This is a genomic window from Bremerella alba, assembly GCF_013618625.1.
Classification (GTDB): domain Bacteria; phylum Planctomycetota; class Planctomycetia; order Pirellulales; family Pirellulaceae; genus Bremerella; species Bremerella alba.
In genome coordinates, this window is record NZ_JABRWO010000005.1 from 173,789 (window position 1) to 189,525 (window position 15,737).

The window sequence follows — 15,737 nt, forward strand, 5'->3', positions numbered from 1 at the left end:
ATTACTCGCGATCCAGCTTGCCAGAGCGATTGATCGCCATCACCAGGCGAAAACCGAGTGCAAAGCTGATCACCAGGCCGATTGCACCGGGGATCGAGATATCTTGCATCTGCAGCCACCCTTCGTCCTTAAAGAGCAGGGGAGGGACGTCTGAGCTGAGCATCTGCGACGACCCCATGAACAGCGCCGCCGTCATGATCCCCATCACCATACGGTTGACCGATGGTTCGAGCCGGCGGTGATCGAGGTGAATGTCGAACTTGCCGAGCCGCACCAGTTCCAGAATCTCGCTAATGCGTCGCGGCATCACCTCAGCCAGGCGTTCCAGTTCGTTATACATCCGCCACATTTTCCGCAGTCTTCGCGACGGCGAGAAACGTTTCATCATGATGCGCCGGCGATGCTTGTGAAACAGCTCACTTAAGCTGAACTGGGGATTCAGCATTCGTCCCGTGCCGTCGAGCATCATCATCGTCTTCAACAACATGGTGACCTGCGGGGGCAACTGAATGCGATAATTCCGCACGATCTTAAACATTTCGTTCACCGCGTCGGCGAAGTTCAGCCCCTCGAGCTGTTGATTTGCGAAATCCGAGACATAGTCATTCGCGTCACGCCGCAACGAGCGTTCATCCAAATCTGGTGGGGTCGAGCCAATGCGGACGATCGTGGCCGTCAGTAGTTCGGCGTCACGCCCGGTGATTCCCATCAACAAGTCTTCAATATCTTCTCGCAAACGATCATCGATCCGGCCGACCATTCCGAAATCGAGCAAACCAATCACGTCCCCAGGTAGCAGCACCATGTTGCCGGGATGAGGATCGGCATGATAGAAGCCGGTGTCAAAGATCATGTGCATGTACAGTTCGGCACCACGCCGGGCCACTTCGCTGAGGTCGATCCCCTCGGCCACCAAGCGTTCGTGCTCGTTGAGTTTGATCCCGTCGATGTACTCCATCGTCAGAATCCGCGGCGTGCACAGATCGGGATAGACCTTCGGAATTTGCACGGTATCGTTATGCTCGAAGGCCGCTTCGAATTGCATAATGTTGCGTTCTTCACGACCGAAATCAAGTTCGCGTCGCAGCGCCCGTTGGAACTCGGCGACAGTTGCCTTGGGGTGATAGTCGCGGAACTCGGGGACGTTTTCTGCCAAAGCTGCCAGGCCGGTCAGAATGTCGAGATCTTCCGAGACCTTCTTCTCGATGCCGTGATGCTGGACCTTGACGACGACCTTCTCGCCTGTAAACAACCGAGCAAGGTGCACTTGGCCAATCGATGCCGAGGCGAGTGCTTTGTCTTCGAAGGTAGAAAATAACTGATCAATCGGCTGACCAAGCTCTTCTTCGATCAACTTGCGGACCTGCTCCGGCGGATCGGCCGGCACATTGGCTTGTAGCCGCTTGAGTTCTTCCGCCTGATCGACACCTACAATATCGGGCCGCGTGCTGAGAATCTGTCCCAGCTTAATGAATGTGGGGCCAAGGTCCTCCAAAGCCATCCGAATCCTCGCCTCACGCGTATATTTGGCGAGAACTTCTCCATCCTTGTCTTTAAGAAATCCCTTGGCAAAGTCGAAGTGGAAACGCTGAATCCAGTCCGCCAGGCCGTACCGGCTGAGCACCGATAGAATCTCGGTCCAGCGGTTAACGTTGCGATAAAGCTGGGGGATGTTGGTAAGTCTCATGAATCTTCTCAAAGGAGGTTGATTCCCCTTTCCTATGAATTCAAGCATCTACGTGCAAGCTAAGCGGTAGAAAGTCTTGACCGCCTCAGCATAATGCCGCAAACTTTCCATGTCCGCACTTCCTGGACCAAATTTACGCTGTCTGGGGCAGAGTAGGGCCGTTTCGTCCGATTTTTCGTGCGATTACCCCTTATAATGCGGCAAACCTCGAAATCCTGACCCGTTGCCCTCCGACGGAAACCCACTCATGAAAATCATCGTTCCCGCCGTTCTACTTCTCACTACCCTTGTTTCGTCCGCGTTTGCGGAAAATTGGCCCTCCTGGCGTGGTCCCGATAATCAAGGGATCAGTTCCGAGAAAAACCTGCCCACCCAGTGGAGTGCCGACAAGAATATCGCCTGGCGTTTGCCCATGCCAGGGGCAGCCGGTTCTACACCGATCGTTTGGGATGATCACATCTTCCTCACTTCCGTCGCCGACAACGACCTGATATTGATGTGTGTCGGTACTGATGGCGTCGAAAAGTGGCGACGTGTCATGGGTAGCGGCAACCAAGACGTCCGCGGCGACGAAGGCAACTCGGCTGCTCCCTCTCCTTCGACCGACGGAAAGCATGTCTGGGCATTCTTCTCAAACGGATCGCTTGCCTGCTTCGACTTCGAGGGCAACGAAATCTGGCAAATCGACGTGCAGGAAAAGTACGGCGAGTTCGATATTCAGTTCGGCTTGACCAGCACCCCGGTACTGCATAACGACAAAATCTACCTACAACTGATCCACAGCGGCGGAGCCAAGGTCGTGGCAATCGAGAAAGCCACCGGCAAAGAGGCCTGGGTCACCGATCGCACAAGCGACGCTCGCCTGGAATGCGAACACAGCTATGCCTCGCCAATCGTGTACGCTGGCGAGGAAGCCCAATTCCTGTTGACCCACGGCGCGGACTACTCGATCGCGTACGATTTGGAAACAGGCGACGAGATCTGGCGCGTAGGCGGATTGCATCCACCCGGTCGTTATGACGTCACCCTTCGCTTTGTTTCATCACCCGTCGCTAAGGATGGGATGGTGATTGTCCCCTCTGCCAAACGCGGCATCACGGTCGCTGTGAAAACGACCAGCAAGGGCAACATCACCGACAAGAAAGAGTTCTACGACTGGACCCACGAAGTCACGCCCGACGTTCCTTCGCCACTGATCTTGGGAGACCTAGTTTACCTTTGTCGAGAAAACGGCAACCTGATCGTCTTGGAAAAGGATTCGGGCAAGCAGTTGTACGAGGAACGCACCAACCGCATTCGCCATCGGGCTTCCCCGGTATATGCCGACGGCAAGATTTATCTTACCGGTCGCGACGGCATGGTAACCGTGGTGCAACCAGGCCGAGAGTTTAAGATCCTGGCCCAAAACGAATTAGGCGAAGCGATTGCAGCCTCACCGGTAATTAGCAACGGTCGAATCTACCTGCGGACGTTCGACGCCCTCTGGGCTATCGGAAGTGAGTAGTTTCTTTCATTGGCTATCCAGGTTGGTGGCAAACCGGTATTTCCTGAATAATCGTTACTCTTGAGCCGATAAGAGCCCTAAGAGATTGACCGATTCGTAGGGTCTACCACCAATGCCACCAGCTAGCAAAACCGATAGTGCCATGCGTATTTGCTTTGCTCTCCTGCTTACGTTTTCCTGTTTTTCATCCACGGCTATCTGGGCTCAGAACCCAGTCGTGCCGGGGCAAGGCCAACGTGTTTGGTTCGACGATCTGGAAGACGAAGCTTGGGAATACATCGACAACCATCCCAAGTCGAGCCACGAACAAGACAAGAACATCCGCCTGCCTGGTGGAATGTCGAAGAACAAGCTGTGGGGCGAGAGCAGCAAACGGGGCCACCCTGACTACGTTCGTCGCGTGGAAACTCCCGAAGGTGGTATCCCTGGCAGTGAAGGCGCTCTGCTGATGATGACACTGCAGTCCAACATCCCGTTCCGTGCGAGCAATGAACTGGGGCAGGACGACTTCATCTGCCGCGTCCCTGGCAATTACTCGGTACGTCAGTACCCAAGTGCCTTAACGCGGGTTTATCTGCCACCATTCGAGAAGTGGGAACAGCACAAGGGCGCCGCCACTTTCGGTTTCCGCACGACCTGTACCGGCAGCCGCTCGAAAAAGAAGGGGGTCGGCCTCTTCAGCTACACATCGAACGAAACCGAAGAGAACTGGCCTGGCATTTTTCTCGAATATCAACCGGCCAAGCCCGGCACCGAACAAGAGCCTGCCGCCCAGTGGATCATTCGCGGGGCACCATACGGAGACGTGCGAGGCCCGAAGGTTAGCGTCGATCAGCTCGGATGGTGGACGATCGGCATGTCGTTCACGCCAGATGGCCGTTGCCACTATTTCATCTCGCAAGGTCCAGAAGCCCTGACCGCACAGGACATGGTCGCCTCGTACTTACCGTACAACTACAAGATCGAAACGGTAAGTGGAATGTTCTTCAATGTCTTCAACCTCGATAACGGCAAGAGTTGGTCGACTCCATGGGTTGTCGATGATCCGGCCTTTCACGTGGGTCGACGTTAAATCTAACTTGCCGGAACGGCGGAAGCGTCCGAAGCAATGGCTTCCGTCTCAGGCATCGGCAGCAGAAAGTGCCGCAGCGTTTCCACCGTGCGGGGACCGATTCCCCGGACGCGCTGCAAATCAGAGTGATCGAAAAAAGGTCCCTGCATTTCGCGCGACTGAACGATTCGTTTGGCAAGTGTCTCGCCAATGCCCGGCAGTTGAGCGAGTTCCGACCAATCGGCCTGATTCACATCGACCAGGAAGCGATATTCAACCGCCGGTGCCTGATCGATGTCGATATAGTCGATCGACCGCATCTTCTGAATGCCGAAGTAAGCTGCTCCGGAAAGTACCGTCATCACCAAAATCGACGCAATCACAAGCTGATCGCCGCGGCGCAGGAACCACCGCATAACGATTCGCTCTTCCGATTTTTGACGCCGCTTACCCATGTCACCCCTTGGTCGTGAAGCCCCCATTATCGACAATGGAAGCCAGCATGGCGAGTCTTTCCGCTTCGCCCGACGTATCGCCCTTAAAATACAGCAAAATCATGGCCAAGCAGTTCCATCAAGTCGCCTGGGATGACCTTCTTCAGGATGATTGCCGACAACTTCTCGATCTAGCCGTGCGCGAAGATTTAGGTCGCGAACACGATTGGTCCACGCTTAGCCTGATTCCAGAATCAGCGACCGGTGAAGTCAGCATCGTGGCCCGTCAGCAAGGCGTACTCGCCGGTAGCCGCATCATCGACCTGATGATCGATGAGTTGGAGCTCGATATCGAAGTTGTCTATCACCAGGAAGACCGCTCGGCAATGGTGCCCGGCAACAAGCTGATCACGCTTAGCGGCAGCGTGCGCGATCTGCTTACCACCGAGCGCATCGTCTTGAATTTCCTAGGCCGTCTGGTCGGCATCGCGACATTGACTAGAACGTACGTCGAGCAAGTCGAAGGAACCACGGCCCAGGTTTACGACACCCGGAAGACCACCCCAGGCTGGCGGCGATTGGAAAAGTACGCCGTGGGGTGCGGCGGCGGAACCAACCATCGCACGGGACTCTACGAAGCCGTGATGCTTAAAGACAATCACTTGGCTTGGTACACCCAGTTCACCGGCAAGTCGGCTCAACTGGGGGACCTGGTCGGCATTGTGCGGCAATTCTTGATCGACCAACTGGGCGAGGCAAGCGGCAAACAGCGTATCATCGAAATCGAAGTTGACCGGCTCGAGCAGCTCGAGCAAGTCCTGCCCAGCCAGCCAGACATTGTTCTGTTAGACAACATGGACTGCCAGACGCTTAAATCCGCAGTTCAGCTTCGCAATCAGTTGACTCCCGGCGTCCAACTGGAAGCCTCTGGCGGAGTCAACCTGCAGACCATCCGCGGAATCGCCGAAACGGGCGTCGAGCGGATCAGCGTCGGGGCATTAACGCACTCGGCCGTGAACGTCGATTTGGGATACGACTGGGGCTGATAGCCCGGTTCATGTTGCGTTTTGGCAACATGCCCCCCATTCGGCAGACGCCTTTTTCGATTATCTGCCGCAACTCATCACGCCGAAATTGACCAATACGCGGGCAAACCTAAGTTTCAGACGGACCCTCAGGCACACGTTGTCGCCTGATTTCCTTGACGCAAGCGTCCCTGAAACTTGTAAACATGCCCACTATCTCAACCCCCAGCCGCCCCCGCTTTGGCTTCTCGCTGATGGAAGCTGTCGTCGCGATGTCTATCGTGGCGTTCGCCAGTAGTGTGCTGCTGCTTGGGGTCGAAGCGACCTTAGAGTCGGTTGAAGAGCAGGAAGAGACCACCATTGCCGATGGCATAGCGCGGCAAATGCTCGACGAGATTCAAGGCCACAATTGGGTTGATTCTGTTGTACGAGATCACCCTTATCAGACAACGCTCGCGCCTTCACCAGACGAATTGCTCGGGCCGGGCAGGTCGCAGTTCGACGACACCGACGACTACAACGATTACAGCGCAACACCCCCGGTGCATATCGGCGGCGAGGCACTCTCAGCGACCGATTCAACGGGAGATACATTACCGGAAGCATTCCGCCCTCGTAGCGGCTTCTTGGACAATTGGCGGATATCGGTTGAGGTCGCTTATCTAAGCGAAAATGACCACTCGGTTCAGGTGGCCGACCACGCTCCCACAAATTATCGCGTCCTGATTTGCCGCGTCTATCGACGTAATCGAGACAACTCTTGGCGAGAAGTCGTCGAACGAGAACGAGTCATTTCATACATTCCTGCTCATGGTTAACCGTATCAAAAATTCGAAACGAGGCCTTTCATTAGCCGAACTCCTGGTTGCCAGCGCGGTGATGGGTATCATCTGCCTGTCCTTCGGCACGCTCGCCATGTCCGTGCAGATGGCCAACGAGTATTCGCAGGAAAAGAACCTCATCGGACAACACGCGAGGGTTATCTTGCAGCGGGTCGAGCGTACGATGCAAGTAGCCCACGCCACCGAAGCTTTCCCGGGTATCTTGCCGATCACCTATTACTACTCAAGCTACGACTTTCCCCAGGCGATCGCCGTTTGGGAGCCTGATGGCACGCCGCTGGCAACTTACCCTCGGGTCGACGAGTTGGTCGTCTTTGCGGTCGATCCCGACAACGCCAATCGGTTCCTGGAAATTCGCAACGCGAGCGATACACGCACGGCGCCTGGTCTTAGCGACGAAGCCTCTTGGCGCACACTCGTTGCGGACCTGATCGATAGTTCCGACAGCGACATTATCGAAATTAGCGAATTGGTCCGAGCCGGAAAAGCTGGTTCGAATTATTACAGTACGCTTCGATTTCAAACCCGCGTGGTCCCCAGCGACGCCGACATTGCCGCTGCCCGAGCTGGCTCAGTCGATTGGGAAGACTTGAACTGGGCGACCAGCATCTATTCATCCAAAGCAGGCATCCGCCAGGTATGGTGTCATTTCGAATGGCAATTGGTACCCAGCACTAGCATTGATGAGCATAGTGGCCTTCGCGAACAATCGGTTCCGTTCTTCGGTTCCTCGGCCATCTACTATCAGGTGACGAAATAGCCATGGACATTCATTCGAATCGCCACCGCCGCGAAGGCTTTGCCGTTGTGATTGTTCTGGCGTTATTGTCAGTGACGCTGGCATTGTCGTATTCGATGATGCGTGTGCAATCGACAACCAGTCAGATCCAACAGAATATGAGCCGTCAAGCCGAAGCTCGACAAGCGGCCATTTCGGGCATTTCCGCCGGCGTGCGTGAAATGTACGAGAGCGACTGGGACGGTATCGATTCAATACTGCAAATGGATCTGGGGTCCAATCGTTCTTATCAGGTAAGTTACCAGTCAGGTGACGCCTGGCTGGAATCCGACGATCCTTACTACTCGGAAAAGCCTTTTCGCGTGACGGTTGTCTCGACGGGATACGCGTTTGATTCGACCAACCCCACGGTGCGGTCTCAGTATAAGATTCGCGCTGTGGTGCAGCTTGTACGGCGTAAGTTCCAGTCCAATCCCAGCAGCTATGCGGCCGCTGCGGGACATTCGATGTACAGCTTTGGGACCGGCACTAACACGCTTGAAGCGCCCAACCAGGTTCATGGCAATACATTCATCAATGGCAAGCTCGATCTTTGCGAAGACTGGCAAAAGACCAATCGACCTTTCCACGGATTGATCGATGAAATCGTCATTTACGACCGAGACATGGGCGGCTTTGAACTTTTGTTGATTGGACTCGTTGGCAATCTAACCAACTCGTCGCTGGCGAGTGCCCTCTCGACGACAGGTATTCGGCATTGGTGGCGGTTCAACGAATCAGATTCCATGGCGACTATTGCGGCCGACTCGGCTGGTTCACGAAACGGAACTTACATGGGTGGTGTCTATCCCGGAATCGATGTCGGTGGTGGCAACAAAGCCGTTTACCTAGATGGCGTGTCCGGCCGCGTTGAATTGGGAAACATGTCGCTACCCAACCCCTACAACTTCACGATCATGGCCTGGGTCATGCCGATGACGTTGACCGGCAATAACGAAGATGGGCGTATTTTTTCCAAAGCTACGCATACCGACTCCTATGCCCATCAATGGATGCTTAGCACGACAAGAAGTGGCGGAAATTCCTATCCGAGAGTTCGCCTGAAGACCTCTAGCAATTTCTACGAAAAGATCCCCAACAGTGGATCTTTGTCAACCAATTCGTGGACTTTGTTAACCCTGACGTTCAACTCTAGCAGCGACCAGATGAAGTTGTATGTCAATGGAAGTCTGAGAGATTCATGGACGGCGCATGGTATTCCCCAATCTTCTACCGACATCTTGGCCTGGATTGGCGACAACCCTCCTGGTTCGGCCCGATCACGTTACTTGGAGGCCACCCGAAGCCTGGCCGATGCCGGCCTAGGCGACTATCGCCCGCTTGGTGGGGATGTCACGCTTTCCAGTGATCGCAATGATTTGAGCACCGCTCTCAGCGTTAGTCGCCAGTTGGGGTGCAACCTTAACCATCAGTCGACATCCGCCAATTCCATAAGCAGTTCCACCATTAGCGGATCGACCTACCGACTTTATCCTGGCGGCAAAGAGTACACCATTCCCCAGGTCAGTTCGACGGTTCACTATCAGACGCTAGAACCAGATATCGACACCAACCCCTTGGGAATCTTTCGCTGTACCGGTACCGTCTCGATAGCAAACCAAGCCACCATTCGCGGAACGTTGATTGCCCAGACCTCTGGTAGCGATATTCGCGTGAACGGAAACGAGGTTAATATCACCGGCGTCAACTTACCGGCACTCGACGGCGATTCGACGCTCTATCAGTTGCCTGCTCTCGTTGCGGCGGATGACATCCAGGCCAGCTACGATGTCAACGCAACCATCCAAGGCGCGATTGCGGCACTCGGAGACCTTGAAATCGAAAACCTGTACGACGACTCAACCTTCGAGCTTACCGGCCAGGCATACGTAGACGAATTCAAACTGCATGCTCGGAGCGACTGGGCATCGGTGGCCGCCTATTCTTCGCATTTCCTAACCAATTTTACGAATAACATGGGACACGCTAACACGTCGGCCAACTTCGCTAGTTGGCTCAACGATACAAGCAGCGCGAAATTTGAGAATAACGTTAAAATCGATCTGCCTGAGACGCCTCCTACTTACCAATGGTTGGACCTGAGCCAACCGGTGTATCAAAAGGGAGACAGCGATACAGGCCTCGTTTGGGAACTCGTCCGTTGGAAGGACGACGGCGGCATTTGATCAATTTAGGAACTTGACCATGAACGACTCACAAAAACGCTGGCAACTACTGGTAATCGTTAACGTCATCTGCCTGGCAGGTGGATGGTGGTATTCGCAAGGTTACGCGGCTCCGCCGGAAACGAAGCAGCCGTTTGCAAATTCGGTGCAGCAGCGGGAAACCATGATTCGCCTTTTGCAGGAATCGAATCAACTGATCCGCGAACAAAACCAATTGCTCAAGTCGGGCAAATTGAAAGTCCAAGTCACGCAGTCCCGGTAAATCCATGCTCGGTAATACGCCCCATCGTTCGACCACAAGCTCGCGTCCCACTCGACCGCGTCGGGGGCTTTCGCTTGTCGAGATCTTGATCATGGTCGCCATCTTAGGGATCCTGGCCGCCACGGTCATTCCTCAGTTTGGTGCGACAGCGCCCGATCAAGTACGTGGTGCAGCTCAGATCGTCGCAGCCGATATCGACTATGCGCGATCGCTTGCCATTTCCAATAATTCAACGTATCTGATCACGTATCAGAAAGTTCGAAATGGATACGTACTGACACATTCTGGCTCGAACACCTCGCTCGATGACCTGCCTGACAATCCGTTTCGCAAACCTTCCGACGACTCGCAGTCGTTGATCGTTATGCTTTCGGATTTCCCTCATGTCGGATCGGGCGCCAAGATCGCTGCAATCGTTACAGACGAACCAGCTCCTCAAGAGGTCACTTCGATTGAGTTCGACACGCTCGGCCAGACCACGCGAAAGCAACCTACAATTATTTGGCTTTCCTCCCAGGCTGGGGCGGAGGATATCTTCTTACCAATCGAAATCAATCCGGTTACCGGACTGGCAACCATTGGCGAGATCACCACTGCGGCCCCAATTATTTCCAGCGTAAACGCCTCGACCTGATCTAACGCGTACCGAATCGAGTCGGCCGCGTCAGTAGCGAGGCTTCCGGCTTCCAAACGGCTACCATGATTCGGCTTCCCTTAGCTCGTTCCAATCCAATCGGCATCGATATCGGTTCGAAATCGATCAAGATGGTCCAGTTTGCCAAGGGTTATGAGTCGATCCAAGAAGCGACCTCGATCGACCTTCCCGAGGGCATCTCTCCCGAGAAGGACTTCGACGCGTACCTGGAATCGTTGAGTCAAACACTGCAGCGTGCTCGAGTGGGCCGCAATTTCCGCGGTCACGACGCGATCATCTGCATCCACCAGCGTGATTTGTTCCTTCACAATATTCGTGTAGGCAAGAACGATTCGAAAGCGCTATCGAACCTCGTTCATCAGGAAGCGGCAGACCGCATTCCCTATTCTATGCTCGACGCGGAAATTCGCTTTGTCGAGTCCGAAGACATTCGTCAGGGCGAGCAGATCCTGCGTGAAGTGATCATCATGGCCTGCTTCCGCCCCCGACTCGAAGCTTTGCTGGAAACCTGCGAAAAAAGCGGCTTCCGTCCGGTTTCCGTCGATGTCGAACCGATGGCCATCCTGCGATCGTTCACCACTCAGTATCGACGCGAAGCGGACCAAGACGATCGCGTCATCTATGTTCACGTCGGCTATACCAACACATTGGTAATCATCGCCCAAGGCATGCAAGCCTTGTTCGTAAAATACATTGATGTCGGCGGACGGCACTTCGACGAGGCCGTCGCTCGGCAACTCGATATGAGCTTGTCCGATGCTATCAACCTGCGGAAACACAACTCGGATCGTCGCCGGATGCAGCAGACGCCTGAGGTCGAGCGGAGTGTCATCAACGGCATGCGTGATGAACTCGAGCGATTGCAAAACGAACTCGCCATGTGCATTCGTTACCATAGCGTGACCTTTCGCGGCAAACCCCTGGTACGCATGGTCCTCTCAGGCGGGGAGGCCACCGAATCGCTCCGAACCGAATTACAGCGAGTCGCCGGCATTGAAACTGAACTAGGCGATCCACTACGAATTTACGAATCAACACAGAACTTCGGACGACGCTCTCAATGGGATGTCGCCGCTGGGCTGGCTGCCCGGCAGTTGGGAGGATCGAAATGACTTCCGACGAAATTGAATTCTTGCCAAAGAAGTATCGCGAAAAACAGAAGAGCCACAACTTTCAGGTCTCGCGTCTGCTGTTGATCGTCGTCATTGTCGCGGGGATGTCCTCGGTACTTTTGTACCAACTGGCTTCGCTGCATTCGGTGAAACGACAGGTTGCGGCGTTAGATGACCAGCACGAAAAAGTTGTGCAGCTAATGCAAGAGGTCGATCAACGACGGGGTGAAGTTGTCGTCAAACGGCATCATGCCAAGCTGCTTACCTTCCTCGACCACCCTTTCCCGAAGTCGCAGATCATCGCGGCGATTGCTAATCCGTTGCCTACCGAGATAGCGATCACGCGGGTGCAAGTCACTGTCGAACAGGTAGCCAGTACCAACGCGAAACCTCCCTCGGAAAAGGGCAAAAAGGCACCCCAAGGTCATCCGATGGAGTTGGACCTCAAGCAGTTAATCGACGAAGTGAAAGCGCATCGCTGCACGGTTGAAGTGGAAGGGACCACCGACGACACCTCATGCTTATACACCTTTCTCGCTTCACTTCATCAAGCCGAGATTATTGAATCGGCGAAGATCGAGTCGATTGATCCCCACCAAAAAACCGACGGCAGCGAGTTCTCGAATTTCACCGCTCATGTCAAAGTCAAGCGTGGCTACCTGACACACTTCGAAGCATTAATGGGACGAACGATCGAGACCGCACCCGTCCAGGAGGGCATTCGATGAAGTTCCAGTTATCTAAGAACTCGACACCGATTCTGCTGGCAGGGCTAGGCTTGCTCGTGGCGTTTGCCATGTTGGTCTACCTGCCGCTTAGCCGGAGCATTGCCGCAGCCCATGATTCCCTCGAGCTCAAGCAGTCTCTCGTCGATCAGGAAGACTCGCTGCTAGCACAGCTCGAGCGTCACGACCAAGAGCTGGGCGACGTCAACGCCTACACCCAAGCTTGGGAAGAAGTACCCAATGCAAACTTTTATCTCAGCCAGATGCTGGGCGAAATTTCGCAGCATGCGAAACAAGCTGGCACCGATGCACTTCGCTTGGAACCAGGCCAATCGACCGACATGCAAGCAGTGCAGCGGATCCCGGTACGCCTGGGATGCACGGGGACTTTTCAAGAGATTCACGAGCTGATCGGCCGGATCGAGCAGCTCCCTTATAAGATCTGGCTCCGCCGAGTTGAGCTAGCACCCAGGAACGAACAACTGCGCGACCTTGCCTGTGAGATGGAATTTGAGGCTTTTATCGTCTCGGTAAAGAATTCGCATTAGGAAGACTATTCCGTATTCCGATAAGACGAAAGAAGAGATGCGCTAGTGTCTCATCCCAACCGTGAACATACAAAAAACAACCAATCAACTGACGAAAGAAATCAAACGGAATCCGGCTAAGGCAGCGATTCTGGGTGGTTTACTTTTGGTCGCCATCTGGTTCTGGTACCCCCTCGTGCAGAAATGGTTTGGGGGCAAGTCCCGTCCTGTGGCGAGCCAATCGGCGGAACACGACTTGGTAATACCTCAGGCCACACAGCTTCCCACCCCGGAAGTGCCTGCGATCGCCGAGAGTGTCCCAGCCGTCATAAAGGATTGGCGGTCGATCGCCCAGCAGATTAGCGACGACCCTTGGATGAATAAGGGAACCTTACGTCAAAGCGACTTTGATCCGTTTTACCCGGAACAACCACCAGAAACAGTCCTGACGGCAACCAATACTACGTCCGATTCGACTCCTAGCCTTGACGTTCCGCCGGAAACCGCAGGCCTGGTGGTCAGTTCCGTGATCGTTGGGGGCCGAGTCACCATTGCCCGAGTTAATAATCAAAACTATCGTGTCGGCGACACCATTCGCGTCAGCGATGCCAATATCCGATACACGCTCGTCGAAGTGCATTCATGGGGCGTCTTGCTGAAAGGAACTCAGCGAGTCCACGAACTGCCTATCGACGACCCCCCGTTGAAGCCCAATCAAAGGTTGGTCCTCCGCAACGGACACTTGATTTCCCCCGAGAACTGAGATCCTCAATCGACATGGAAGTCGAATGAAAAAATTCCTAATTCTATCGCTGCTGTTCATCAGTACCTTCGGAGGAATTGCCTTGGCAATCTTCCTGGAGTCGTGCGATTTGTCTCAGTGGGAACTCCCCAAGTTTCTGGCCCAACAAACCCAGGTCGATCAGCCTGCTGAAGCCAAGCCTGAAGTATCTGTTAAAACGTCAAGTGTTCACTTCGATCCGGCAGTCCGGCCAGCCTCGCAAATCGAGCTCGAACCGCGCGTCACGCAAGAGTTCGACATCGAAGCGATCAAGAAAACACTAGAAGACTCGCAGACCTCGCAGCAGAAGATGGCCGACTCCCAGAATCGATCGTGGGACGTGCTCAACAAGGCGATCGACTCGATGCGGGAAGTCGCCACTTCCAAGATGGAAGTCAGCCAAGCAGTGCCGCCGGTCGTACCGGTGCCGCAAGCCCAAACCACCGCCACACAAGCTCCTCTGCCAGCAGAAGAAGTCCCAGCTGCGGGCCCCAATCCGAATCTATTGCCCCGTCCTTCGCAGCCTCGGATCATTCCGGACGAAGGGGACGACAAGCTGACCATCGTCATTCAGGACAGCGATATTCGCGAAGTATTAGAACTACTCAGCGAACAAGGGCAACTCAATATCCTACCGAGCCAAAACGTGCAAGGCACCGTCTCTGCTTCGTTGACCAAAGTGGACGTTCGCACGGCACTTGCTGCCATCTTGCGATCGACCGGGTACGTGATGCAGCAAGACGGAGACTTCATCTATGTCGGCACGCCAGATGACATGCAGAGCATGGAACGTTTGCACGATAAGGTCGGCACACGTATTTATCGCCTGAAGTACATCCGTGCGACCGAAGTGCAAACACTGATCACGCCCATGCTTACCGAAGGCACCGGCACGATCAGTATTTCTACCGAAGCGAAAATCGGCATCTCGCCTGACTCGAACAACCCAGGCTCCGACGATTACGCCGGTGAAGAAACGGTGATCATTCGCGATTACGAACAAAACCTCGCCAAGATCGACCGAGCCATTCTCGAGATCGACTGTCGACCGCTTCAAGTCGCCATCGAAGCGATGATTCTCAGCGTCAAGCTAGACGACTCGCTCGACATGGGCGTTAGCTTCGAAGCGCTTCGCCAAAATGACAACATTCGTCTGGTCTCTGGGTTCCCTTTGCCGGACTTAAACCTGGGCGATGGGGGCCTCAAGCTAGGCTACCTCGATGCCAATTTATCGCTGTTCGTGGAAGCCTTGGAAGTGGTTGGCGAAACCAACGTGATCGCCGCACCGCAGCTATTAGTGCTGAATAAACAAAAGGCCGAGATCCTGATCGGTCAGCAGAAAGGTTACATCAGTACAACCGTCACCGAAACGGCCTCGACCCAATCGGTCGAGTTCCTGGAAGTGGGTACCCAACTGCGTATCCGGCCATTCATCACCACAGACGGCATGATCCGCTTGGATGTCCATCCGGAAATCTCAACCGGCGAGGTCCGCGTCGAGTCAGGCCTGACCATTCCCGATAAAGACGTCACCCAGGTCACAACCAACATCATGTGCCCTGACGGCCGAACGGTAATCATTGGCGGCCTGATCAAAAGCAGCCAAACCAAGGGATCGATTCAGATTCCTTATCTCGGTAGCTTGCCCGGGGCAGGGCTTCTCTTTCGCCAAAAGTCTGAAGAATTGGAACGGCAGGAACTGATTGTTCTGATCACGCCACGGATTGTCGATCCGAATCAAATTTCAAACGACGGCGAGAAGGCTCGCGATTTGTTCGAGATTCAACACGAATACAGCGCCGACAAGATGAGCCCTCTCAGCAAGCGGCATATCGGTCGTAACTACTATCGTCTGGCCACCTCGGCCTGGGCTACCGGCGATGCCTATTCTGCATTGCGGTATGTCAACTTGGCAATCCATTACGATAATCAACTGCTCGAAGCAGTCGCCCTGCGTGAGGATATCGTCACCCAAACCGGCCTCGGTGACCGCACGGTTCATAGCCATTTGAAAGAAGGCCTGGCTCCCTGGAATCATCCCCATGGAGTCGAAGTATCGCCGTGGCATCTCGATCAGATCGAATCAGGCGTACCCACCACGCCGGGATACCAACCGCCACATTTGATTCCCAATCCACGGGTCGTCCCCCATCAATAGTTAAGTAGTC

The 15,737-nt window shown here is 54.5% G+C and carries 15 protein-coding genes; 13 read left to right on the forward strand and 2 right to left on the reverse strand.

The window, feature by feature from the left end:
• Position 1: 1 nt before the first annotated feature.
• Positions 2-1,687: an ABC1 kinase family protein gene (locus HOV93_RS10360; protein WP_207396426.1), complete on the reverse strand. Its 1,686-nt coding sequence runs from the start codon at positions 1,685-1,687 to the stop codon at positions 2-4.
• Positions 1,688-1,934: 247 nt separating this feature from the next.
• On the opposite strand from HOV93_RS10360, the gene HOV93_RS10365 reads away from it, so the two are divergent.
• Positions 1,935-3,191: an outer membrane protein assembly factor BamB family protein gene (locus HOV93_RS10365; RefSeq protein WP_207396427.1), complete on the forward strand. Its 1,257-nt coding sequence runs from the start codon at positions 1,935-1,937 to the stop codon at positions 3,189-3,191.
• A 112-nt stretch (positions 3,192-3,303) separates the two neighbouring features.
• Positions 3,304-4,263, forward strand: a complete 960-nt coding sequence (locus HOV93_RS10370; RefSeq protein WP_207396428.1) for a hypothetical protein — start codon at positions 3,304-3,306, stop codon at positions 4,261-4,263.
• A 2-nt stretch (positions 4,264-4,265) separates the two neighbouring features.
• Here HOV93_RS10370 and HOV93_RS10375 read toward each other — a convergent pair whose 3' ends face one another.
• Complete coding sequence (locus HOV93_RS10375) at positions 4,266-4,658, reverse strand: ComEA family DNA-binding protein (protein WP_207396429.1); 393 nt, start codon at positions 4,656-4,658, stop codon at positions 4,266-4,268.
• Between the two features lie 86 nt (positions 4,659-4,744).
• Here HOV93_RS10375 and nadC point away from each other — a divergent pair, with 86 nt between their 5' ends.
• From nadC to HOV93_RS10430, 11 genes are all read left to right on the forward strand, one after another.
• On the forward strand, positions 4,745-5,722 hold the full coding sequence (gene nadC, locus HOV93_RS10380) for a carboxylating nicotinate-nucleotide diphosphorylase (RefSeq protein WP_235990133.1): 978 nt from the start codon (positions 4,745-4,747) through the stop codon (positions 5,720-5,722).
• 185 nt (positions 5,723-5,907) lie between these two features.
• Positions 5,908-6,519, forward strand: coding sequence for a type IV pilus modification PilV family protein (locus HOV93_RS10385; RefSeq protein WP_207396430.1), 612 nt, complete (start codon positions 5,908-5,910; stop codon positions 6,517-6,519).
• Complete coding sequence (locus HOV93_RS10390) at positions 6,512-7,303, forward strand: hypothetical protein (RefSeq protein ID WP_207396431.1); 792 nt, start codon at positions 6,512-6,514, stop codon at positions 7,301-7,303. The genes HOV93_RS10385 and HOV93_RS10390 overlap by 8 nt, the downstream gene beginning before the upstream one ends.
• A 2-nt stretch (positions 7,304-7,305) precedes the next feature.
• Positions 7,306-9,507 (forward strand): LamG domain-containing protein, encoded by a 2,202-nt coding sequence (locus tag HOV93_RS10395; RefSeq protein ID WP_207396432.1) that lies wholly within the window; start codon positions 7,306-7,308, stop codon positions 9,505-9,507.
• 19 nt (positions 9,508-9,526) lie between these two features.
• Entirely contained in the window at positions 9,527-9,769 is a 243-nt protein-coding gene (locus HOV93_RS10400) for a hypothetical protein (protein ID WP_207396433.1), read from the forward strand.
• A 4-nt stretch (positions 9,770-9,773) separates the two neighbouring features.
• Positions 9,774-10,403 carry a pilus assembly FimT family protein gene (locus HOV93_RS10405; protein ID WP_207396434.1) on the forward strand — a complete coding sequence of 210 codons (630 nt, stop codon included), beginning with the start codon at positions 9,774-9,776 and terminating at the stop codon, positions 10,401-10,403.
• Between the two features lie 65 nt (positions 10,404-10,468).
• Entirely contained in the window at positions 10,469-11,536 is a 1,068-nt protein-coding gene (pilM, locus tag HOV93_RS10410) for a pilus assembly protein PilM (RefSeq protein ID WP_207396435.1), read from the forward strand.
• Positions 11,533-12,264: a hypothetical protein gene (locus HOV93_RS10415; RefSeq protein ID WP_207396436.1), complete on the forward strand. Its 732-nt coding sequence runs from the start codon at positions 11,533-11,535 to the stop codon at positions 12,262-12,264. Before pilM ends, HOV93_RS10415 begins: the two co-directional genes overlap by 4 nt.
• Complete coding sequence (gene pilO / locus HOV93_RS10420; RefSeq protein ID WP_207396437.1) at positions 12,261-12,809, forward strand: type 4a pilus biogenesis protein PilO; 549 nt, start codon at positions 12,261-12,263, stop codon at positions 12,807-12,809. Before HOV93_RS10415 ends, pilO begins: the two co-directional genes overlap by 4 nt.
• Positions 12,810-12,870: 61 nt before the next feature.
• Complete coding sequence (locus tag HOV93_RS10425; RefSeq protein WP_207396438.1) at positions 12,871-13,551, forward strand: hypothetical protein; 681 nt, start codon at positions 12,871-12,873, stop codon at positions 13,549-13,551.
• 25 nt (positions 13,552-13,576) lie between these two features.
• Positions 13,577-15,727: a type II secretion system protein GspD gene (locus tag HOV93_RS10430; RefSeq protein WP_207396439.1), complete on the forward strand. Its 2,151-nt coding sequence runs from the start codon at positions 13,577-13,579 to the stop codon at positions 15,725-15,727.
• The last annotated feature ends 10 nt before the right edge of the window (positions 15,728-15,737 follow it).

Coding starts and splice junctions, on each gene's coding strand:
- HOV93_RS10385 (WP_207396430.1), top strand. CDS start 5,908: ATGCCCACTATCTCAACCCCCAGCCGCCCCCGCTTTGGCTTCTCGCTG.
- pilO (WP_207396437.1), top strand. CDS start 12,261: ATGAAGTTCCAGTTATCTAAGAACTCGACACCGATTCTGCTGGCAGGG.
- HOV93_RS10395 (WP_207396432.1), top strand. CDS start 7,306: ATGGACATTCATTCGAATCGCCACCGCCGCGAAGGCTTTGCCGTTGTG.
- HOV93_RS10405 (WP_207396434.1), top strand. CDS start 9,774: ATGCTCGGTAATACGCCCCATCGTTCGACCACAAGCTCGCGTCCCACT.
- HOV93_RS10365 (WP_207396427.1), top strand. CDS start 1,935: ATGAAAATCATCGTTCCCGCCGTTCTACTTCTCACTACCCTTGTTTCG.
- HOV93_RS10400 (WP_207396433.1), top strand. CDS start 9,527: ATGAACGACTCACAAAAACGCTGGCAACTACTGGTAATCGTTAACGTC.
- HOV93_RS10370 (WP_207396428.1), top strand. CDS start 3,304: ATGCCACCAGCTAGCAAAACCGATAGTGCCATGCGTATTTGCTTTGCT.
- HOV93_RS10390 (WP_207396431.1), top strand. CDS start 6,512: ATGGTTAACCGTATCAAAAATTCGAAACGAGGCCTTTCATTAGCCGAA.
- HOV93_RS10430 (WP_207396439.1), top strand. CDS start 13,577: ATGAAAAAATTCCTAATTCTATCGCTGCTGTTCATCAGTACCTTCGGA.
- HOV93_RS10415 (WP_207396436.1), top strand. CDS start 11,533: ATGACTTCCGACGAAATTGAATTCTTGCCAAAGAAGTATCGCGAAAAA.
- nadC (WP_235990133.1), top strand. CDS start 4,745: ATGGCGAGTCTTTCCGCTTCGCCCGACGTATCGCCCTTAAAATACAGC.
- pilM (WP_207396435.1), top strand. CDS start 10,469: ATGATTCGGCTTCCCTTAGCTCGTTCCAATCCAATCGGCATCGATATC.
- HOV93_RS10375 (WP_207396429.1), bottom strand. CDS start 4,658: ATGCGGTGGTTCCTGCGCCGCGGCGATCAGCTTGTGATTGCGTCGATT.
- HOV93_RS10360 (WP_207396426.1), bottom strand. CDS start 1,687: ATGAGACTTACCAACATCCCCCAGCTTTATCGCAACGTTAACCGCTGG.